20 protein-coding genes and 2 pseudogenes are annotated in these 18,116 nt (G+C 62.4%); 14 read left to right on the plus strand and 8 right to left on the minus strand.

Annotated elements, in window-relative coordinates:
- Positions 1-3: 3 nt before the first annotated feature.
- Positions 4-384 (plus strand): DUF6984 family protein, encoded by a 381-nt coding sequence (locus RG540_RS15020; RefSeq protein ID WP_038589422.1) that lies wholly within the window; start codon positions 4-6, stop codon positions 382-384.
- 54 nt (positions 385-438) lie between these two features.
- Here the strand turns inward: RG540_RS15020 and RG540_RS15025 are convergent, their stop codons facing one another.
- Positions 439-1,584: a tetratricopeptide repeat protein gene (locus tag RG540_RS15025; RefSeq protein ID WP_155414798.1), complete on the minus strand. Its 1,146-nt coding sequence runs from the start codon at positions 1,582-1,584 to the stop codon at positions 439-441.
- On the minus strand, positions 1,584-2,237 hold the full coding sequence (locus tag RG540_RS15030) for a thiamine phosphate synthase (protein WP_038589425.1): 654 nt from the start codon (positions 2,235-2,237) through the stop codon (positions 1,584-1,586). The genes RG540_RS15025 and RG540_RS15030 overlap by 1 nt, the downstream gene beginning before the upstream one ends.
- 117 nt (positions 2,238-2,354) lie before the next feature.
- On the opposite strand from RG540_RS15030, the gene RG540_RS15035 reads away from it, so the two are divergent.
- Entirely contained in the window at positions 2,355-3,125 is a 771-nt protein-coding gene (locus RG540_RS15035) for a sulfite exporter TauE/SafE family protein (protein WP_038589428.1), read from the plus strand.
- A gap of 114 nt (positions 3,126-3,239) precedes the next feature.
- The gene (locus RG540_RS15040; RefSeq protein ID WP_038544997.1) at positions 3,240-3,500 is read left to right on the plus strand and encodes an ArsR/SmtB family transcription factor; all 261 of its coding nucleotides are present in this window, start codon (positions 3,240-3,242) and stop codon (positions 3,498-3,500) included.
- Positions 3,501-3,652: 152 nt separating this feature from the next.
- Here the strand turns inward: RG540_RS15040 and RG540_RS31410 are convergent, their stop codons facing one another.
- Positions 3,653-3,829 carry a YdcH family protein gene (locus tag RG540_RS31410; RefSeq protein WP_038544999.1) on the minus strand — a complete coding sequence of 59 codons (177 nt, stop codon included), beginning with the start codon at positions 3,827-3,829 and terminating at the stop codon, positions 3,653-3,655.
- Between the two features lie 230 nt (positions 3,830-4,059).
- Here RG540_RS31410 and RG540_RS15050 point away from each other — a divergent pair, with 230 nt between their 5' ends.
- The 7 genes from RG540_RS15050 (at position 4,060) to RG540_RS31145 (ending at position 8,695) form a co-directional block, all read left to right on the plus strand.
- Positions 4,060-4,263 carry a YdcH family protein gene (locus RG540_RS15050; protein ID WP_007757840.1) on the plus strand — a complete coding sequence of 68 codons (204 nt, stop codon included), beginning with the start codon at positions 4,060-4,062 and terminating at the stop codon, positions 4,261-4,263.
- A gap of 10 nt (positions 4,264-4,273) precedes the next feature.
- The gene (gene purE / locus RG540_RS15055; protein ID WP_007757842.1) at positions 4,274-4,771 is read left to right on the plus strand and encodes a 5-(carboxyamino)imidazole ribonucleotide mutase; all 498 of its coding nucleotides are present in this window, start codon (positions 4,274-4,276) and stop codon (positions 4,769-4,771) included.
- A complete protein-coding gene (locus RG540_RS15060; RefSeq protein WP_038589430.1) occupies positions 4,768-5,847 on the plus strand; it encodes a 5-(carboxyamino)imidazole ribonucleotide synthase in 1,080 nt (359 codons plus the stop codon). The genes purE and RG540_RS15060 overlap by 4 nt, the downstream gene beginning before the upstream one ends.
- Before the next feature lie 123 nt (positions 5,848-5,970).
- The gene (gene ykgO, locus RG540_RS15065; protein WP_007607121.1) at positions 5,971-6,096 is read left to right on the plus strand and encodes a type B 50S ribosomal protein L36; all 126 of its coding nucleotides are present in this window, start codon (positions 5,971-5,973) and stop codon (positions 6,094-6,096) included.
- A 100-nt stretch (positions 6,097-6,196) separates the two neighbouring features.
- Complete coding sequence (locus RG540_RS15070) at positions 6,197-6,817, plus strand: tetratricopeptide repeat protein (protein ID WP_038589433.1); 621 nt, start codon at positions 6,197-6,199, stop codon at positions 6,815-6,817.
- A 19-nt stretch (positions 6,818-6,836) separates the two neighbouring features.
- Positions 6,837-7,877, plus strand: coding sequence for an alpha/beta fold hydrolase (locus tag RG540_RS15075; protein ID WP_038589436.1), 1,041 nt, complete (start codon positions 6,837-6,839; stop codon positions 7,875-7,877).
- A gap of 74 nt (positions 7,878-7,951) precedes the next feature.
- The gene (locus RG540_RS31145) at positions 7,952-8,695 is read left to right on the plus strand and encodes a hypothetical protein (RefSeq protein WP_051909440.1); all 744 of its coding nucleotides are present in this window, start codon (positions 7,952-7,954) and stop codon (positions 8,693-8,695) included.
- Between the two features lie 69 nt (positions 8,696-8,764).
- Here RG540_RS31145 and pyk read toward each other — a convergent pair whose 3' ends face one another.
- Positions 8,765-10,204 carry a pyruvate kinase gene (gene pyk, locus RG540_RS15085; protein ID WP_038589439.1) on the minus strand — a complete coding sequence of 480 codons (1,440 nt, stop codon included), beginning with the start codon at positions 10,202-10,204 and terminating at the stop codon, positions 8,765-8,767.
- On the minus strand, positions 10,204-10,614 hold the full coding sequence (locus tag RG540_RS15090; protein WP_038593910.1) for a DUF1036 domain-containing protein: 411 nt from the start codon (positions 10,612-10,614) through the stop codon (positions 10,204-10,206). The genes pyk and RG540_RS15090 overlap by 1 nt, the downstream gene beginning before the upstream one ends.
- Positions 10,615-10,886: 272 nt before the next feature.
- Between RG540_RS15090 and RG540_RS15095 the strand changes: the two genes are divergently transcribed.
- The 3 genes from RG540_RS15095 to RG540_RS15105 all read left to right on the plus strand — a co-directional run bounded on the left by RG540_RS15095 (position 10,887) and on the right by RG540_RS15105 (position 12,382).
- Positions 10,887-11,678 carry an N-formylglutamate amidohydrolase gene (locus RG540_RS15095; protein WP_038589442.1) on the plus strand — a complete coding sequence of 264 codons (792 nt, stop codon included), beginning with the start codon at positions 10,887-10,889 and terminating at the stop codon, positions 11,676-11,678.
- 21 nt (positions 11,679-11,699) lie between these two features.
- Positions 11,700-12,023, plus strand: coding sequence for a DUF1244 domain-containing protein (locus RG540_RS15100; protein ID WP_038589444.1), 324 nt, complete (start codon positions 11,700-11,702; stop codon positions 12,021-12,023).
- Between the two features lie 86 nt (positions 12,024-12,109).
- The gene (locus RG540_RS15105; protein ID WP_007752220.1) at positions 12,110-12,382 is read left to right on the plus strand and encodes a DUF2312 domain-containing protein; all 273 of its coding nucleotides are present in this window, start codon (positions 12,110-12,112) and stop codon (positions 12,380-12,382) included.
- Positions 12,383-12,469: 87 nt separating this feature from the next.
- On the opposite strand, the gene RG540_RS15110 is transcribed toward RG540_RS15105, so the two are convergent.
- The 3 genes and pseudogenes from RG540_RS15110 to RG540_RS15115 all read right to left on the minus strand — a co-directional run.
- Positions 12,470-14,350 (minus strand): DUF882 domain-containing protein, encoded by a 1,881-nt coding sequence (locus RG540_RS15110; protein ID WP_244446571.1) that lies wholly within the window; start codon positions 14,348-14,350, stop codon positions 12,470-12,472.
- 188 nt (positions 14,351-14,538) lie between these two features.
- A pseudogene (locus RG540_RS33605) lies at positions 14,539-14,715 on the minus strand (helix-turn-helix domain-containing protein); the annotation flags it as partial.
- A gap of 197 nt (positions 14,716-14,912) precedes the next feature.
- Positions 14,913-16,101 (minus strand): annotated as a pseudogene (locus RG540_RS15115) (sigma-54-dependent transcriptional regulator); the annotation flags it as partial.
- Positions 16,102-16,252: 151 nt separating this feature from the next.
- On the opposite strand from RG540_RS15115, the gene RG540_RS15120 reads away from it, so the two are divergent.
- Entirely contained in the window at positions 16,253-18,100 is a 1,848-nt protein-coding gene (locus RG540_RS15120) for a M3 family oligoendopeptidase (RefSeq protein ID WP_051909442.1), read from the plus strand.
- Positions 18,101-18,116 lie beyond the last annotated feature (16 nt).

The following is an 18,116-nucleotide window of genomic DNA, read 5'->3' on the forward strand; positions in this document are numbered from 1 at the left end:
GCCATGGGAGATGCTCCCGATTGGCGAAGCCTGACGGACAATGAGAAACGCATCGTCAAAAACCTGTTGGGTGACGAGCTCGCGCAACCCTCATGGGAAATCAACGGATACTTCGCACGGGAAATCGACGAATACGGATCGCTGGCACTGATGCTTCACAACGAGCGAACATCGCCGGAAAACGGACGCATGCGGCCGGTTGCCTCAGGATATTTCGATGACGACAATCAAAAGGATGTCATGGGGCCGATGGTCGAGCTCATTCTGTTCGAACAGAACAACGTACTCAGTGAGCTTCAGATTTTTCGAAGCGACGGCTCACCGATGAAGAAGGAAATTGATCCGGACGGGATTTTTCTGATCTGGCGTCGGCACGCGGCTTGATCCCGAAAGCGGTCTCGTTGAACTGCAGAACCCAAGCCGCCTTCACACACCTCGTCACCCACGCCGGAACTTGTTCGCCGCGTCGATCGCCTGTCTCTGAGTTTCCTCGTTGATTCCGAGGTAAAAATCCTCGAGCTCAGGGTCCTGCAGGCCGGCGCGGCGTGACAGCACGTACCATTTTGCCGCCTCGACCGGATTGGGCCGGGTGCCGAGCGCGTTGATATAGAGATGGGCGAGCTTGTTCTGGGCCACGACATTGCCGCGATGGGCAGCAATCCGTAGCCACTCGAAACCCTTTTCGTAGTTGCGCTCTCCAGCGATGCCGTTGACCATCCAGAGGCCCATGTCGAGCTGTGCGGTGTCGAAACCGGCCTCTGCGGCACGCTCCAGCCATTCGCGGGCCCGCGCCTTCTTTTCCGCCGGCAGGTCCTTCAGCGCCACATAGACCTGCGCCACCGCATATTGGCTATCGGCGACGCCCTGCCTTGCGGATTTTTCGTAGAAGGGCAGTGCCAGACGCAGACCCTTGTCGCCGGGATTTTCGGAAACCAGGATCTGCGCCCAGTTGAACTGCGCCGAGGCATTGCCGGCTTCGGCCGCCCTGCGCATGAAATCGTCGGCTTGCCGCTTGTCGCGGGGCACGTCGCGCCCGGTCATCAGCAGCAGCGCATACTGGAACATCGCGGCTGGGTCCCCGCCTTCCGCCGCCTTCTGATACCAATATGCCGCTGTCTTCGCATCACGCTTGATACCGAGCCCCTTGGTCATCATTTCCGCGACCAGCGTTTGGGCCGCAGCATCGCCGGCCCCGGCGCGGGTCAGCGCCTTGTCGAGCGCCGTCACATACATTCCGCGCTGGTAGGCCCCGTAGGCATCGTCCACAGTGCCGGTATAGGCTTTTTCAGGCGGCGCGGGCGGCAGGGCTGCCCCCATCCGCTGGTAGAGTTCAACGCCGCCCGAGGGAACTATCCCGCTCGGCTGGCCATCTGGCTCCTTGGTTCCCTTTGCTGAGCCCGGAACCGGCTGGATCTCGACCCGACCCTTTTTCATCGGCTGGAAATCGGGCTCCACCGGCCGGGTCACTGCCCTGGAATTCGCCTGCGCCAGCGCAAGGCAAGGCACCGCCGCCGAAGCGATGAGCGTCGCCAGCAGCCCTTTCAGAATCACGCGGGAAAGGCGGTTCGACGGCATGGGCTCCATCAAGCCTCAAACCGTGGCGCTTTTTCGTCCAGAATTGCGTTGACTTCGGCGACCGCGGCGCCGGGGCCCTGGGGGTTGGAAAATACCGCTTCCCTGAGCGCCACGAACTCCGCGCCTGTCTCCGCGACGGCGAGCGACGAGGAGGTATCGGTGCCGCCCATGACGATGCAGGGAATCTCGATCATCGATGCCCACCATTCGCCGAGCGCGAGGTTTTTCGGATGGGCTTCGGGCTTGATGTCGCCGTCGAGCTTGCCGAAGAAGATATAGTCGGGACGATGTTCACCGATCGCAAGCGCCTGATGCCGGTCGCCCGCCCCGCCGGTGCCAACAATCATCTTCGGCACGAATTTCTCGATCGCCTCCCCCAGTTCGGTGAGGTCTCCGCCAAGATGCAGGCCATCCGCCTTGATGCGCCCGGCCACCCGGCTGTCGCCGGAGATCAGCGCGGCAGCACCCGCCGCCTGGATCAGTTCGACCAGTGCTTCCGCGCGCTTCTGGAACGCCTGGTCGTCAAGGCCATATTGCGGCACGATCACCGAGGCGACGTCGCCGCCGGCAAGCGCTGCTTCGAGATCCTTGGCCTGCTGATCGGCATCGTCATATTGCGGCACGATCAGCACCAGGCGGCAGCGGTCTTCCTGTCCGGTCATGTTTCTTCCCGTTCGGCGGATCGACTTATGAAATCCGCACTCGTTTTCTGTCCGCAAATTCGATAGACCGGACCGCCTGCCGGATCAACCATTCCCTCATCGACCTCCCGAGTCTTCATGCCCGATACGCTCAGCTTCGCGTTCTTCACCTTCGCCATCCCCGCCGTTCTGCTTGTCGGCCTCTCGAAAGGAGGCATTGGCGGCGCTATCGGGTTGCTCGGCGTGCCGCTGATGTCGCTCGCCGTGGACCCGGTCAAGGCAGCGGCGATCTTCCTGCCAATCCTGATCGTCATGGACATCGTCGCATTATGGTCCTGGCGGAACTTCAACGACCGCAAAACGCTGCTAATGATCCTGCCCGGCGGCATCATCGGCATCGCGCTCGGCTGGGCGACCTCGGCCTATGTCTCCGACAATGCGCTACGCCTCGTCATCGCCGCGGCGACGCTGCTGTTTACCGTGCGCTATTTCTGGCAGGTCTACGGTCCTCGCTCCAACCGGCCGGCGGCTCCGCTGCCGCACCGCCCGGCCGCCGCCACGTTCTGGGGCGCCTTGTCCGGTTACGCGAGCTTCGTCGCCCATGCCGGCGGACCGCCTTTCCAGATCTACGTCCTGCCGATGCGGCTCGATCCGAAATCCTATACCGGCGCCAGCATCCGCTTTTTCGCGATCGTCAACGCGGTCAAGGTCATCCCTTATTTCCTGCTGGGCGCGCTCGACGCGGAGAACCTCACCATATCCGCGACGCTGCTGCCGGTGGCCCTGATCGCGACCATGCTCGGCGCGGCCGTCGTCAAGCATCTGAAGGCGGAAACCTTCTATCCGATGACTTACGGTCTGGCATTCTGTGCGGGATTGAAACTGCTGTGGGACGGCCTGCCGTTCTGACCCGGTAACGCAGGCGCGGCGTCGCTAAAAAAGCAACGCAAAATAAGGCAATCGACATTGTTGCGATGCACAATAAATCTTGCCGTCACCGGGCGTTTACCGTAAGTTCAACGCATGACAACCGTTGACCCCTTTGCAGCCATAGCTGATCCTAACCGGCGGTATCTGCTGGAGGAATTGCGGCGCGCGCCGAAAACCGTAAACGAACTTGCGCAAGGCCTGCCGATCAGCCGGCCCGCGGTATCGCAGCACTTGAAGGCGCTTCTGGATAGCAATCTGGTGAATGTGACGGCGGAAGGCACGCGGCGCATCTATTCCGTCAACAGCAAGGGCTTCGACAGGCTGAACCTGTGGCTCGATCAGTTCTGGTCGTGACGACCGGGGCTTTTAAATCTTTTTGGATTTTGTGGTCCCCTGCACCACGACCAGAACCTTGTCATTGATATTTCTGGATTATTTTGCCGCCTTCATTATGCGCCTCTAACTGATGAAACAATGGGCGAGCGGCGGGTTCTCCTACTGAGGAACTAATGACGCGTGGATGCCTTTATGCGCTGCATTTGGTCCTTGATGCGCAGCTTGCGCCGCTTGAGATCGGCTATTTCACGGTCGTCGGCGGAGGGTGACGCGAGAATTGCCTGGAGCTCCTCCTCCAAAGCACCATGCTTCTTTTCAAGCGATGCGATATGAGCCTGGACGGTCATGTGGCATGTTCCTTCCTTGGTACCTACCACGGCATTCCCTAATGCCGAGGCTTCAGGTTTACGAAGGAAGTGTGACACGATCGGCCGGGTTTGTCGAAGGTGAAATCGTGGTTTCAAGGAGGCAAATTCGTGACCTTGTCTAACTTCCCGTTAACGCGGTTTGGTGGTAGAGGCTTGCGGACATGGCCGACTGCCGCTGAAAATGCGGGCGTGAGAATGGGGACTGGAATATGGCAGATCAGGAACAGGCGGATATCCGGCTGGTGCTCGCGAAACTTCGGCAGGAACACGAGGATTACGACGCTGCCATCAACGCCATGATCCAGGTCGGTTGTGACGCGCTGCGCGTGCAGCGCATGAAGAAGAAGAAGCTGTCGCTGAAAGACAAGATCACGCAGTTCGAAGATCAGATCGTTCCGGATATCATCGCTTAAGAGGGCCGCCATGTCTGAAAGACCCGCTGTCGCCATCATCATGGGCAGCCAGTCCGACTGGGAGACCATGAAGAACGCCGCCGATACGTTGGAAGCGCTCGATATCGGCTATGAGGCCCGTATCATATCGGCGCATCGCACGCCGGAGCGGATGATGCAATTCGCCAAGGGCGCCCGCGCCGAAGGGTTCCAGGTCATCATCGCCGGTGCCGGCGGTGCGGCACACCTGCCCGGCATGACCGCCGCCATGACGCCGCTGCCGGTTTTCGGCGTGCCGGTTCAGTCGAAGGCGCTGTCCGGCCAGGACAGCCTGCTGTCGATCGTCCAGATGCCGGCCGGCATTCCGGTGGGCACTCTTGCCATCGGCCGGGCCGGTGCCATCAACGCTGCCCTGCTGGCAGCCGCGGTTCTCGCCCTCAACGATGATGAGATCGCCGACCGGCTCGACGAATGGCGCGCCCGCCAAAGCGCCGCCGTTGCAGACTACCCAATCGACGAGGCTCCATGACTGTCCACACGATCGGCATTATCGGCGGCGGCCAGCTCGGCCGCATGCTGGCCATGGCCGCGGCCCGGCTGAACTTCCGCACGATCGTGCTCGAACCGCAGGCCGACTGCCCGGCAGCCCAGGTCGCCAATGCCCAGATCACTGCCGCCTATGACGATCCGGCAGCGCTTGCCGAACTCGCCAGCCGCTGCGACGTCGTCACCTACGAATTCGAAAACGTGCCTGTCACCGCCGCCGAGGCGCTGCAGCGCTCGGTGCCGGTCTATCCGCCGGCCAAAGCGCTCGATGTCTCCCAGGACCGGCTGACCGAAAAGCGCTTCCTGAATTCCTGCGGCATCGAGACCGCCCGATTCCATGCCGTCGACAGCCAGTCCGACCTCGAAAAGGCGCTCGCCGATTTCGGCGGCCAAGGCGTCCTGAAGACCCGCCGGATGGGTTATGACGGCAAGGGCCAGCGCGTCTTCCGCTCCGCCGACGACAAGCCGGCCGGCGCCTATGACGCGCTCGGCGGCGTGCCACTGATTCTCGAAAGTTTCGTGCCCTTCGAGCGCGAAGTGTCGATCATCGCCGCCCGCGCCAACGACGGCACGGTTGCCTGCTATGATCCGGCTGAGAACATACACCGCGACGGCATTCTCCACACCTCCACCCTGCCCGCCAGGATCACCGAAGCGACGGCGAAGACCGCCCGCGACTCGGCGGAGAAGCTGCTTGCCGCGCTGGATTATGTCGGCGTCATCGGCATGGAATTCTTCGTGATGGCGGATGGCACGCTGATCGCCAACGAAATCGCCCCGCGCGTCCATAATTCCGGCCATTGGACGGAAGCCGCCTGCGTGGTGTCGCAGTTCGAGCAGCATATCCGCGCTGTCGCAGGCCTGCCGCTCGGCAGCCCCGTCCGCCATTCCGACTGCGTGATGACCAACCTCATCGGCGACGACATTCTGGACGTACCCGCCTGGCTCTCCCGCGATGAGGTTCTGGTCCATCTCTATGGCAAGACGGAATCCCGACCGGGCCGGAAAATGGGCCATGTGACCGAATTGAGGGGCCTGAAAACGTCGTCACAAGGTTGACATGCAGATTGGCTCGGGTTATCTGCACGCCCAACTGAGAGCGCGCCCCTCGAAGAATCTTGGCGGCGCGCTTTTGATTGATAGACATGCGGCTTCGCGCCCACAGACTGCTGGACCAGGAAAATGAAGATCAAGAACTCGCTTAAGGCGCTGAAGGCTCGTCACCGCGATAACCGTCTGGTTCGCCGCAAGGGCCGCGTTTACATCATCAACAAGATGAACCCGCGCTTCAAGGCTCGTCAGGGCTGATATCGGCGTTCGGTTCCGGTCTTTGACCGCAGCCGATCAAATTGTCGGTAACACGACAAATCGGGTTTGACCTTCGGCGCAGGCGGATTACCTTATCCGCATGCGCTATTTTCGTTTCAATACCCTGATTCTCGCCGCGAGCCTTGCCGCTTCGTCCGCTCTCGCCCAGACCGCGACACCCAAGCCGCCCGCAGCCCCACCTGCTGCGGCGCCAGTCATTCCGGCCGTCGCCCAGAAACCGGGCCGGCCCGTGGATGCTTTGTTCGATGCCCTGAAGCGCGAACGCAATCCGGAAAAGGCACGCGGTATCGCCAGCCAGATCATCGCCGACTTGAACGATTCGGGCAGCGCCACCGTTAACCTGCTGATGCAGTGGTCTGCGACCGCCATCAAGGAAAAGCGCAATGCCGCGGCACTCGATTTCCTCGATCAGGTGACGGTCCTCGATCCCGCCTTCGCCGAGGGCTGGAACCGCCGCGCCACGCTGCATTACACGATGGGCGACGCCCGCAAATCCATGGCCGACATCGCCGAAGTGCTGAAGCGCGAGCCGCGCCATTTCGGAGCGCTTGCCGGCATGGCCGGTATCCTGACGGAAGCTGGCAAGGACGAGCTTGCGCTGAAGGCATGGCAGGACTATCTGGCCGTCTACCCCGCCGACCGCGATGCCCAGGAAGTGGTCACCAAGCTTTCCGAAAAGCTCGCCGGCAACCGGACCTGAGCCCTACGGCAGCCCGTCGATGATGATCTTGCCCCTTGCCATCGCCGGCATTGTTGCCACCGCTTTCTGCTTCACCGCCTGGAAGGCGAAGGCGATCGAGATCGCGTTCCCGAATACCGGCGAACTGATCGACGTCGGCGGCTTTTCCATGAACTCGCTGCACGTGCCGAAGCCGACCGGCGCCGACCTGCCGGCGATCGTCTTCATCCATGGCGCCAGCGGCAATTTCCGCGATCAGGAGGCGGCCTTCCGTAAGGCGCTCGAAGGCCGCGCCGAAATGCTCTTCGTCGACCGGCCGGGCCACGGTTATTCGGAGCGCGACGGTCCTGAAAACGGTTTCCCGGACGGCCAGGCGGCGGCGATCGCAAGGCTGATGGAAAAGCGCGGCATCGACAAGGCGATCATATCTGGCCATTCTTTCGGCGGCGCGATCGCCGCGAGCTTCGCCCTCTACCATCCGGAAAAGACCGCCGGCCTGCTGTTTCTGGCGCCCGCCACCCACCCCTGGCCCGGCCGGATCGACTGGTACTACAATCTGACCGCCCGCCCGGTCATCGGCCGGTTGTTCAGCCATCTTCTCACCCTGCCGGCCGGCCTCGTGGTGATGAAAACCGCCACTCGCTCGGTCTTTCATCCCAACCCCTGCCCAGAGACCTATCTTCGCGACGGGGCGCCGTATCTGGTCCTCCGCCCGAAAGTGTTTCGCAGCAATGCTATCGATGTCGCCAATCTCAACGGCTACGTAACGCGCGTCGCGCCGAGATACAGCGAGATCACCGCGCCAACGGTGATCATTACCGGCGACAGCGACGCGATCGTTGCGGAGGAAATCCACTCGCGCGGCCTAGCCGATGATATCGCCGGATCCGAACTCGTCTCGATCCGCAATCTCGGTCATAAGCCCGACTACGTGGCAACCGACGTCGTGCTCGCTGCGATCGAGAAGCTTGCCGGTCTCCCCCGCGACCTGAAGGCCGCGGCCCGCATCGCGGAAGCGCGGATTGCGCCGGCGGCGGAAGACTCGGCTCCTGAAATGGATCTCTCGATCGAAAAAACCTGAGCCCGGCTCCGATAAGCCAGCCCCAAGCAAGCTGCCCGTCCCAACGTCCGAGTAAACGGAATCGGAGAGACGAGATGGAAATCGGCAGCATTGGCAGGGACTATTCCGCACGGTCCGCGAAGCCGGATAGCGCGTCGACCGCGACGAACGCCGCACCGGCGTCGTCCGATCCCTCCAGCCCCAAGGACGCGCCTTACGATCGCCTCGTCCATGGCCTGACGTCGCTGAACAAGGCGACGGACGAAGCGGAAGAGCAAGCAAAGGCCCGCGCCAAACAGAAGCTCGACGACGCCAAGCAGCAACTCGAGTTCATGCGCCGCTGGGGGTTCGATCCGGAAGTGGTCGCCAAGCAGGCGGCCCAGCTCGGGGTCATGGTCGCCGGCGCTGCCCGCGAGTTCACCGAGGCCCTGACCGGAGCCGGCAGCGGCGCCACATCCCCCGTTTCCGCCAATGCTCCGTCCGGCGCAGAGATCGCCGATACAGTCCGGGATACGAGCGAGCAGACTGCGGCCGCAGATACCACGGATGACGAGCCGGCGGAGGACGACCGGCCGGTCTCGTATGCCGAGCAGGCCTATCTCGACGAGATGGACGAGACGCCGCGGGAGGCGCCAAAACTGTCGCTCGACGACATCAAGACCGCGATGGAATTCAGCACCGTGGCTCGGCAGATCAAGGCACTTCTGGAAGAAGCCGCCCGCAGGCTGCGCGAACAGAACAGCACAGCCACGGTCCCCGGCACCCAGAACCTCGACGCCTCGGTCGACACGCTGACCGGCACGATCTCCGCCATGCCGACGGTCAGCATCACCATCTGACCAATGGAAGTGCGCAATAAAAAACCGCCGGATCGCTCCGGCGGTTTTCGTTTGCCTGGATGATACGCCTCAGATGCCGCTCTGGCCGTCCGAGCCGATATAGGCGATGCGCAGCATGTTGGTGGCGCCGGGCGTGCCGAGCGGAACGCCGGCCGAGATGATGATCCGGTCGCCGGGCTTGCCGAAACCTTCCGACACGACGATGCGGCAGGCGCGGTTGACCATGTCGTCGAGGTCGGTCGCGTCATGGGTGACGACGCAATGCATGCCCCAGCCGAGCGAAAGCCGGCGTGCCGTCTGGACGATCGGCGACAGCGCGATGATCGGCACCTCCGGACGTTCGCGGGATGCGCGCAGGCCCGTCGTGCCCGACGAGGTATAGGTGACGATAGCCGCCAGCTTCAAGGTTTCGGCGATCTGGCGGGCGGCAAGCGAGATGGCGTCCGCACCTGTTGCCTCAGGCGTCGCACGCTGGGCATAGATGATGCTCGGATAAAGCGGATCCTGCTCGACCGTGCTGGCGATCGACGCCATCATCGACACCGCCTCGACCGGATACTGGCCGGAGGCTGATTCGGCCGAGAGCATGATCGCATCGGCGCCTTCGAAAACGGCGATCGATACGTCAGATACCTCGGCGCGGGTCGGAACCGGGGCGGTGATCATCGATTCCAGCATCTGCGTGGCTACCACGACCGGCTTGCCGGCGCGCCGACACAAGCGGGTCAGCTGCTTCTGGATGCCCGGAACGGCTTCGATCGGCATTTCGACGCCGAGATCGCCGCGCGCTACCATGACCGCATCGGAAAGCTCGATGATTTCGTCGATGCGCTCCAGCGCCTGGGGTTTTTCGATCTTCGACATGATGCCGACGCGGCCGCGGGCGATCTTGCGAACTTCGGCAAGGTCGTCGGGACGCTGGACGAAGGAAAGCGCCACCCAATCGACATCGTCTGTCGCCAGAACCGCGTCGAGGTCGATGCGGTCCTTTTCGGTCAGGGCGCCAACGCCGAGCAGGGTATCGGGCAGGCTGACGCCCTTGCGGTCGGAAATGCTGGTGCCGGCGACGACCTTGCAGACGATGCTCTTGCCGTCGGACTTCTCGGCCTTCAGCGCCAGCTTGCCGTCGTCGATCAGCAGGCGGTGGCCCACTTTCACAGATTCAAAAATTTCCGGATGCGGCAGGAACACGCGGGTCTCGTCGCCGGGTTCGTCACGGCTGTCGAGCGTGAAGGTCTGGCCGGGGGTCAGCGTCACCTTGCCGGCCGCGAACTTGCCGACGCGCAGCTTCGGCCCCTGAAGGTCGGCGAGAATGCCGATCGGCCGGCCGCTGCGCTCTTCGACGGATCGGATGCGCTTGATCAGCGTGCGCATCAGATCGTGGCTCGCATGGCTCATGTTGATGCGGAAGAGATCAGCCCCCGCTTCGTGCAGCTTCTGGATCATCTCCTCTTCGGACGAAGCGGGTCCGAGGGTGGCGAGGATCTTTACTTTGCGGTTGCGCCTCATCAGTTCTGGCCTTCTTGTGTGCCAGGCGTATCCGAAAGCTGGACCATCCAACTTCCCTGACGGCCCGTGTCATATTCCTTGAAGCCCATGCGCTGGAAGCCACGGGCAAAACAATCGTTGACGCCGACGATCTTGAACTCGTTCTCCGCGACGCACATGTTCACGTTGCCGGTCCATCGGCCTCCCCGAGCTGCATCCTCGGCATAAAGATAATAGTAGCGCGACTGCAGTTCGCCTTCGATCAGCGTTGCGCAGGTGGAGGCCGGAACCTGCCACCAGCCTTCCGTGGTCCAGCCTTCCGTGGCGCGATAACCAATCGCCACGCCAACGAGGTTCTGCGTGGCGTTGCAGACGCGGAAATCCGCATGCGCGGCAGTCGCCGCGAAAAGCGGAATACCGGAGGCGACCATGGCGGCAAGCGCCGGAGCGGAAACGAGGGAGCGAAGATAAGCTTTGGGGGATTTTTTCGACACGGTTTCCGTCAGGACTCCATGGTTATTCGTGAAGCACTTTCTTCGCGCGGCGGAGTCGGAAAGTCAACGTAACTCTAATCGATTAGTCCGTCTCACGGCCTCAACCCATGCTGATCGTGACGCCGGCACGGCTTGCGTCGCGACTTTCCCCATGTCATCAACACCCGTCTCTCGACCCACCTTTCGCAACCACTTCATTTTCGACGGCGATGCAGGACTTCATTCCTTTCGAGATCATAGAAGGCGATTATGACAGCGGCATGGTGCTGCTCGCCGACCATGCGATGAACCGCCTGCCCGCTTCCTATGGCAGCCTCGGTCTTCCGGAGAGCGCCTTCCACCGCCATATCGCCTTCGACATCGGCGTCGAGGGGCTGACCCGGCAGCTCGCGGCGATGCTGAACGTGCCGGCCGTGCTCGGCTGTTTCTCCCGCCTGCTGATCGATCCGAACCGCGGCGAGGACGATCCGACCCTGATCATGAAGATTTCCGACGGGGCGATCATTCCCGGCAATCATCCTATCACGCAGGAAGAATGGGATTTCCGCCTCGATACCTATCACCGGCCCTATCACCGGGCCGTCGAGCGCACCATCGCCAAGGCAGCCAGCCCGGGTCGCGCGCCGCTCGTCCTGTCGCTGCATTCCTTCACGCCGTTCTGGAAGGGCGTCGCCCGCCCCTGGCACGCGGCCGTGCTCTGGGACAGCGACGATCGCGCCGTGACGCCCCTCCTGCACCTGCTTGGCGAACCTGGCGACATCGTCGTCGGCGACAACGAGCCCTATGACGGCGCGCTCAAAGGTGACACCATGTACCGGCACTGCATGATGTCGGGAATTCCGCACGCGCTTCTCGAGGTCCGCCAGGACCTGATCGGCGACGAGACCGGCATCACCGCCTGGGTGGAAAGGCTGGCGCCGGTCTTCAAGAGGCTCAACGCCGACCCCACATTGCATGAATACAGGATCTTTCCCTCGCGCACCGGCCCCTATCCGGTCTGACGCGACACCCGGAGGTGCGCCATGAGCGAACTCACGCCTACAGAACTGAGCAGAGAACAGCAGACCGAATTCGAGGCCGCCGCCTTCCGCCGCCTCGTCCAGCACCTGCGCGAGCGCACCGACGTGCAGAATATCGACCTGATGAACCTCGCGGGCTTCTGCCGCAACTGTCTGTCGAACTGGTATCGCGATGCCGCCAACGGTGCCGGCATCGACCTCTCCAAGGACGCATCCCGCGAGATCGTCTATGGCATGCCCTACGAGGATTGGAAAAATCTGCACCAGGCGGAGGCCTCGGATGCACAAAAAGCCGCATTCGACGTGAACAAGCCCGTCCATGGCTGATCGATTTGCCGATTGCGCTTGACCTTGCGGCGGCTTTTCGGCAGTTGACGACCATTCATTGAAATCTACACGATCAGGAGGCCCCGATGTCTGATGCTCATGGCGTCGCCCGCGACCAGCTTCGCGCATTTATCGAGCGTATCGAACGACTGGAAGAAGAAAAGAAGACCATCGCCGACGACATCAAGGATGTCTACGGCGAAGCCAAGGGCATGGGCTACGACACCAAGATCATGAAGAAGGTCATCGCCCTTCGCAAGAAGGACGATCAGGAGCGCATGGAAGAGGATCTGATCCTCGATACCTACCTCCAGGCACTCGGCATGATCGAAGCCCCAGCCGACCAGGATGCCGCCTGATCTTTCGCAAGACATGCAGGCCAGGCACCAAGCATAAAAAACCCGCCATTTCGGCGGGTTTTTTATGGTCTTCGATCAGTCCGGCGATCAGTTGTTCGGGCCGCTGAAACGGTTCGGATCGATCGCTACCGTTGCGGCAACCGGCCTGAAGCCGCCGCCGGAATAGCCCGCGGAATATTCGTTGTTGAGGGTGCGGCTGACGACACGCGGTGCCTTCATCGAGGCGGCCGCGCCGGCGCGATTGTTGTTGAGAGCCCATTTCGCCAGCACGTCGCCCGTCAGCGCGCCGCCGCTTGCTGTCTGCGAAGCAGAGGCGGGCGCACGGCCGCCCTTTGCGGGGATCGGAAGCGCGCTTGTCGAAGCGGAGACCGGACTGCGCGGCGTATCAAAACCATCGCCGAACTGCGCGCCCTTGTTGGAATGGATCACTTTCGGAGAAGCCGACGCCGTTTCGACGGGCTTCTGGGCCGGCATCGGAGCCGCCGCCATTGCCGCAGCAGGCTGGGTCGGAGCCGGCTGAGCCGAGGCAACCGGCCCGGACGGCACTGCCGCCGGACGCGGCTCGACGCTCTGGGCAAGCGCCGCAACGAGGGCCGGCGTCAGTTCCTGCTGTTCCTCCGCCTTGGCGGCGGGCGCCGCAGCGGCAATATTCGGACGCTGGCCGGGAAGCGGTACGGACGCGACATCCTCTTGAGCGCGCATCGGGCCAACGGATGCGGTCATCACGCCGCTTTCCGCGTCACCTTTGAAGCCGCGCGGTCCGAGCAGCGTCGGGACCGGAATATTATAGGCGGAAAGATCGGCGAAGGTTTCGCCGCCGGGCTGGGCGGGGGCCGACGCCTGCAGGGCAAGCGCTTCCTGGGCCGGGTTACGCGCCGGAGAATAGAGCGCCGTCGCAAGCCCACCCGCATCCGAACGGAAAGCCGGGCGCGAAAGCGGTACGGGCGCTGCGATCGTCTGCGCCTGTGCCGGAGCCTGCGCCTGGCCTGTCAAAGGCGACGCCGAGGCAACCGCGACGGGCGCTTCGCCCTCGTCGTCGTCTGCAGCGGGCTTGGCAGCCGGAGCCCCACGCTTCGCCACGGCCGGAGCCGTGTTTTCCGCGTTGTCCTCCTCCTCGTCGGCACCACCGCCGCCGAACAGAAAGGCCAGCAGGTTCGGCTGCCGCTTCCGTTCCGAGCCGTCGCCGCGGATGCCGGCACCGGCGGTGCTGGCGATCTGGATCGAATCGGAACCGACGCGCCGCTTGTAATCCACCATCGCCGCTTCGTAGCCGGGAAGCGGCTTGCCGTCGGCGGGAAGATGGATCGTGTTGCCGTTCGGGAATATCTGCACCAGTTCCTGGCGCGTCATCCGCGGCCAGGCGCGCACGCCGCCGACATCGAGATGCACGAAGGGCGAACCCGAAGTCGGATAATAGCCAACGCCGCCGACCTGCATCTGCATGGCGAGCCCGCGCAGCGTCGAAAGCTTCACGCCCGGAATGTAGAAGTCCATGGCCTTGCCGAGCATGTGCTGGCTGTTCTTGGCGACACCGGTGTAGCGCGAACGGGTGCGCAGCATGTTGTTGGTGGTGGGAGAACGATAGGCCGAGACCACATGGATGTAGTCGGAAGCGCCGGAACGGCGATAGACTTCCCAGACGAGATCGAAGAGCCGCGGGTCCATCCGCGCCGGCTCGTTGCGTCGCCAGTCACGCAGGAACTGGTTGATCTGGGCGAGGCCCTTGGGATCAAACTTGCCATTGCGCTTGAAGGTGATGACGGCTTTTTCGCCGGTATGGACGAAATAAAGTTTGAGGCTCTTTTCCTGTGCGGCGGCGTCACTTGCGGAGACCGAAAGCACGGGCAGAGCCATCAGCACCAACAGGGCGACGGCCGCAACGCATTTGGTGAGGCCGGCAAAAAGCCCGACTTTGCCGCCGCGCCTCTTCTCACCCGAAGGCGTTTCTTTTGCATACTGATCCGGCAAAACGATCCCCGTCCTGTCGACAACGTCCCACGTTGCCTCAAATGACTGTCAATTGCGGTGACACGATGGCAAATGTGCCACACATGTACAAGCTTCTCCCGTATAGTCAACAATTGACTAATCAGAGATTGACAGACGTTGACAGGACATCCTTGCGCGAAGGTTAACACTCGCTAATACATTAGTAATTACGCGGCTTCCTTCAGGGGATCATCAGGATCGATGCCGTAATCCTTGAGTTTACGATAAAGCGTCGAACGGCCGATGCCGAGCTTGCGGGCAACCTGGCTCATCTGGCCGCGATAGAACTTCAGCGCGAAGCGGATCAGCTCCTCCTCGACATCGGCAAGCTTCCTTACTTCGCCCGTGTCGTCGGTACTGACGATGACGTTTTCCTGGGGATAAGCGGCGGCGAGCATCGCCTTCGCATCCGGCCTGCCGGCCCGCCCCTTGTCGTTATTGGCAAATACCGGCGAATCGGCGAGCGCCTCGCGCATGGCGTGATCGGACAAAACACCCGGCGCGGGCATGACGGCGGTCGCCGCCAGTTCCGCCTGCCGGAATTCCGGGATCTGCGCTGCGATCTGCGGAAAATCGTCTTCGGTAAGCTCGTCGCCCTCGGCAAGCACCACCGCCCGGAATACGGCGTTTTCGAGCTGGCGGATATTGCCCGGCCAGTCATAGGCCGTCAAAAGCGCAAGCGCCCCGGCGCCGACCGACAACGTCCTGTTGAGCTTCTGCTCGGTCGAGAACCGTTCGGCAAAGACGCGGGCGAGATGCGGAATGTCTTCCTTGCGGCGGCGCAGTGCCGGAATGGTGATCGGGAAGACGTTGAGGCGATAATAGAGGTCCTCGCGGAAGCGCCCGGCGCGGACTTCCTCGATCAGGTCTTTGTTGGTCGCCGAAATCAGCCGGACGTTGACCTTCTGGACCTTCGAGGCACCGACGGTCTCGACTTCGCCCTGCTGCACGGCGCGCAACAGCTTCACCTGCACGTCGAGCGGCAATTCGCCGATCTCGTCGAGGAAAAGCGTGCCGCCATCGGCTTCCACGAACTTGCCGGTATGTTTTTCAGAAGCGCCTGTGAAGGCGCCCTTCTCGTGGCCGAAGAGAATGCTTTCCACGAGATTGTGCGGAATGGCACCGCAATTGACGGTGATAAACGGCTTGCCGGCCCGGTCGCTGTTCGACTGGATGGCGCGGGCGATCATTTCCTTGCCGACGCCGGATTCACCTTCCAGCACCACCGGGATGTTGGAATGGGCGGCGCGCTGGGCGAGGTCGATGACCCGCAGCATGTCGGGGCTTGCCGAGATGATATCGCCGAAACCGACGGCGCCGGCGCGATGGCGGCGGCCGACGCGGGCCTTCGATTCCTTCTGGTCGAGCTTCAGCGCATTGGAGATCGAGGCGCCGATCCGTTCCGGCGACACCGGCTTTACGACGAAATCGAAGGCACCGGCGCGCATGGCCTGCACCACGTATTCGATGCTGCCCTGTCCCGTCTGGACGATGACGGGCGTCTCGACGCCGAGTTCCCGGATCGCCGCGAGGAAGGTGAGGCCGTCCATCTCCGGCATCATCAGGTCGAGCACGATGACATTGATGTCTGTCGCTGTGCGCTTCAGGAACTCCAGCGCCGCCAGGCCGTTCTCGGCGAGATGGGCGACATGGCCGTAACGTTCCACCGCATTCTTCAACAGGCGACGCTGAATAGGATCGTCATCGACAACGAGGATTTGCGCAATCATGCTCGGCTCCCAGCAATGGTCATCATGGCCCTTTTAGGCTGTTATGCCGCTGGTTGTGTCAGAAAGCCTTGAACATCCCCTTTTGAGAAAAGCTTGCATTTTAACGGCCGGCAAGGAAAACAGACGCAACAGGTTGAGAAGGAAAAAAGCGATGAGAATGTCCGCCCCCGCCCGCCCCGAAATTCTGGCCGCAGGCGCTGCCGCCTCCGACCCGGCGCTCGGTCTTCTGCCGATCTGGAAACTTTCGGATCTCTATGCCGCCAAGGATGCCCCGGCTTTTACCTCTGACATGGAGAAAGCCCAGAAACTGTCGATCGCCTTCGAGGAAAAGTGGAAGGGCAAACTTACCGAAGCGGCGACCAAGACCGGCGCCGGCGGCATCGGCGAGGCGCTCAAGGAATACGAGGCGCTCGACGATCTGCTCGGCAAGATCGGCTCGTTCGCCGGCCTCACCTATTTCTCCGACACGTCGAGCCCTGCCAACGGCAAGTTCTACGGCGACGTGCAGGCGAAGCTGACCGACCTCTCCGCGCACCTGCTGTTCTTCGCGCTGGAACTCAACCGCATCGACGACGCTGTGATGGACGCCTGCATGGACCGCGACCTTGCCGCCGGCCATTACCGTCCCTGGCTCGTCGACCTGCGCAAGGACAAGCCCTTCCAGCTCGAAGACAAGCTCGAACAGCTCTTCCTCGAAAAGTCGATGACTTCCGCTGCCGCCTTCAACCGCCTCTTCGACGAGACCATGGCCGAGCTTCGCTTCGAGGTCGACGGCGAACAGTTGCCGCTGGAGATCGCCCTCAACATGCTGCAGGAGCCTCAGCCGGAGATCCGCGCCAAGGCAGCCGCAGCCCTGTCGAAAACTTTCGGCGACAACCTGCGGGTCTTCACGCTGATCACCAATACGCTCGCCAAGGACAAGGAAATCTCCGACCGCTGGCGCGGTTTCGAGGACATCGCCGACAGTCGCCATCTCGCCAACCGCGTCGAACGCGAAGTCGTCGATGCGCTCGCCGAAGCCGTGAAGCAGGCATACCCGCGCCTCTCGCATCGCTACTACGCGATGAAGGCGAAGTGGCTCGGCGTCGACCAGCTGAATTTCTGGGACCGCAATGCGCCGCTGCCGGAAACCCCGAATGCGCTGATCTCCTGGACCGAAGCGAAGGAGACCGTGCTCGACGCCTATCGCGGCTTCGCGCCCGAAATGGCCGATATCGCCGGCCGCTTCTTCGAGGAGGAGTGGATCGACGCACCGGTTCGTCCCGGCAAGGCGCCGGGCGCCTTCGCGCACCCGACCGTGCCGTCTGCCCACCCTTACGTGCTCGTCAACTACATGGGCAAGCCGCGTGACGTGATGACCTTGGCCCACGAGCTCGGCCACGGCGTGCATCAGGTGCTGGCCGGCGACCAGGGCGCCCTGATGTGCCAGACGCCGCTGACGCTTGCCGAAACCGCTTCCGTCTTCGGCGAAATGCTGACCTTCCGCGCGCTGCTGGAAAAGACCACTGACAAACGCGAGCGCAAGGCCATGCTCGCCCAGAAGGTCGAGGACATGATCAACACGGTCGTGCGCCAGATCGCCTTCTACCAGTTCGAGCGCAAGGTCCACACCGCCCGCAAGGAAGGCGAGTTGACCGCCGAGCAGATCGGCGAATTGTGGCTTTCCGTCCAGGGCGAGAGCCTGGGACCGGCGATCAAGATTTCGGAGGGTTATGAAAGCTGGTGGACCTATATCCCCCACTTCATCCACTCGCCCTTCTATGTCTATGCCTATGCCTTCGGAGACTGCCTAGTGAACTCGCTCTACGCGGTCTACCAGAACGCTGCTCCGGGCTTCCAGCAGAAGTATTTCGAGCTTCTGAAGGCCGGTGGCACCAAGCATCACTCGGAGCTGCTTAAGCCCTTCGGCCTCGACGCCACCGACCCGTCCTTCTGGTCCAGGGGCCTGTCGATGATCGAAGGCCTGATCGACGAGCTGGAGGCTCTGGACAAGGCCTGACGCATTCCCTTAATGC

The sequence above is a fragment of the Neorhizobium galegae bv. orientalis str. HAMBI 540 genome (assembly GCF_000731315.1).
GTDB lineage: Bacteria > Pseudomonadota > Alphaproteobacteria > Rhizobiales > Rhizobiaceae > Neorhizobium > Neorhizobium galegae.

Coding starts and splice junctions, on each gene's coding strand:
- RG540_RS15020 (WP_038589422.1), top strand. CDS start 4: ATGGGAGATGCTCCCGATTGGCGAAGCCTGACGGACAATGAGAAACGC.
- RG540_RS15025 (WP_155414798.1), bottom strand. CDS start 1,584: ATGGAGCCCATGCCGTCGAACCGCCTTTCCCGCGTGATTCTGAAAGGG.
- RG540_RS15030 (WP_038589425.1), bottom strand. CDS start 2,237: ATGACCGGACAGGAAGACCGCTGCCGCCTGGTGCTGATCGTGCCGCAA.
- RG540_RS15035 (WP_038589428.1), top strand. CDS start 2,355: ATGCCCGATACGCTCAGCTTCGCGTTCTTCACCTTCGCCATCCCCGCC.
- RG540_RS15040 (WP_038544997.1), top strand. CDS start 3,240: ATGACAACCGTTGACCCCTTTGCAGCCATAGCTGATCCTAACCGGCGG.
- RG540_RS31410 (WP_038544999.1), bottom strand. CDS start 3,829: ATGACCGTCCAGGCTCATATCGCATCGCTTGAAAAGAAGCATGGTGCT.
- RG540_RS15050 (WP_007757840.1), top strand. CDS start 4,060: ATGGCAGATCAGGAACAGGCGGATATCCGGCTGGTGCTCGCGAAACTT.
- purE (WP_007757842.1), top strand. CDS start 4,274: ATGTCTGAAAGACCCGCTGTCGCCATCATCATGGGCAGCCAGTCCGAC.
- RG540_RS15060 (WP_038589430.1), top strand. CDS start 4,768: ATGACTGTCCACACGATCGGCATTATCGGCGGCGGCCAGCTCGGCCGC.
- ykgO (WP_007607121.1), top strand. CDS start 5,971: ATGAAGATCAAGAACTCGCTTAAGGCGCTGAAGGCTCGTCACCGCGAT.
- RG540_RS15070 (WP_038589433.1), top strand. CDS start 6,197: ATGCGCTATTTTCGTTTCAATACCCTGATTCTCGCCGCGAGCCTTGCC.
- RG540_RS15075 (WP_038589436.1), top strand. CDS start 6,837: ATGATGATCTTGCCCCTTGCCATCGCCGGCATTGTTGCCACCGCTTTC.
- RG540_RS31145 (WP_051909440.1), top strand. CDS start 7,952: ATGGAAATCGGCAGCATTGGCAGGGACTATTCCGCACGGTCCGCGAAG.
- pyk (WP_038589439.1), bottom strand. CDS start 10,204: ATGAGGCGCAACCGCAAAGTAAAGATCCTCGCCACCCTCGGACCCGCT.
- RG540_RS15090 (WP_038593910.1), bottom strand. CDS start 10,614: ATGGTCGCCTCCGGTATTCCGCTTTTCGCGGCGACTGCCGCGCATGCG.
- RG540_RS15095 (WP_038589442.1), top strand. CDS start 10,887: ATGCAGGACTTCATTCCTTTCGAGATCATAGAAGGCGATTATGACAGC.
- RG540_RS15100 (WP_038589444.1), top strand. CDS start 11,700: ATGAGCGAACTCACGCCTACAGAACTGAGCAGAGAACAGCAGACCGAA.
- RG540_RS15105 (WP_007752220.1), top strand. CDS start 12,110: ATGTCTGATGCTCATGGCGTCGCCCGCGACCAGCTTCGCGCATTTATC.
- RG540_RS15120 (WP_051909442.1), top strand. CDS start 16,253: ATGAGAATGTCCGCCCCCGCCCGCCCCGAAATTCTGGCCGCAGGCGCT.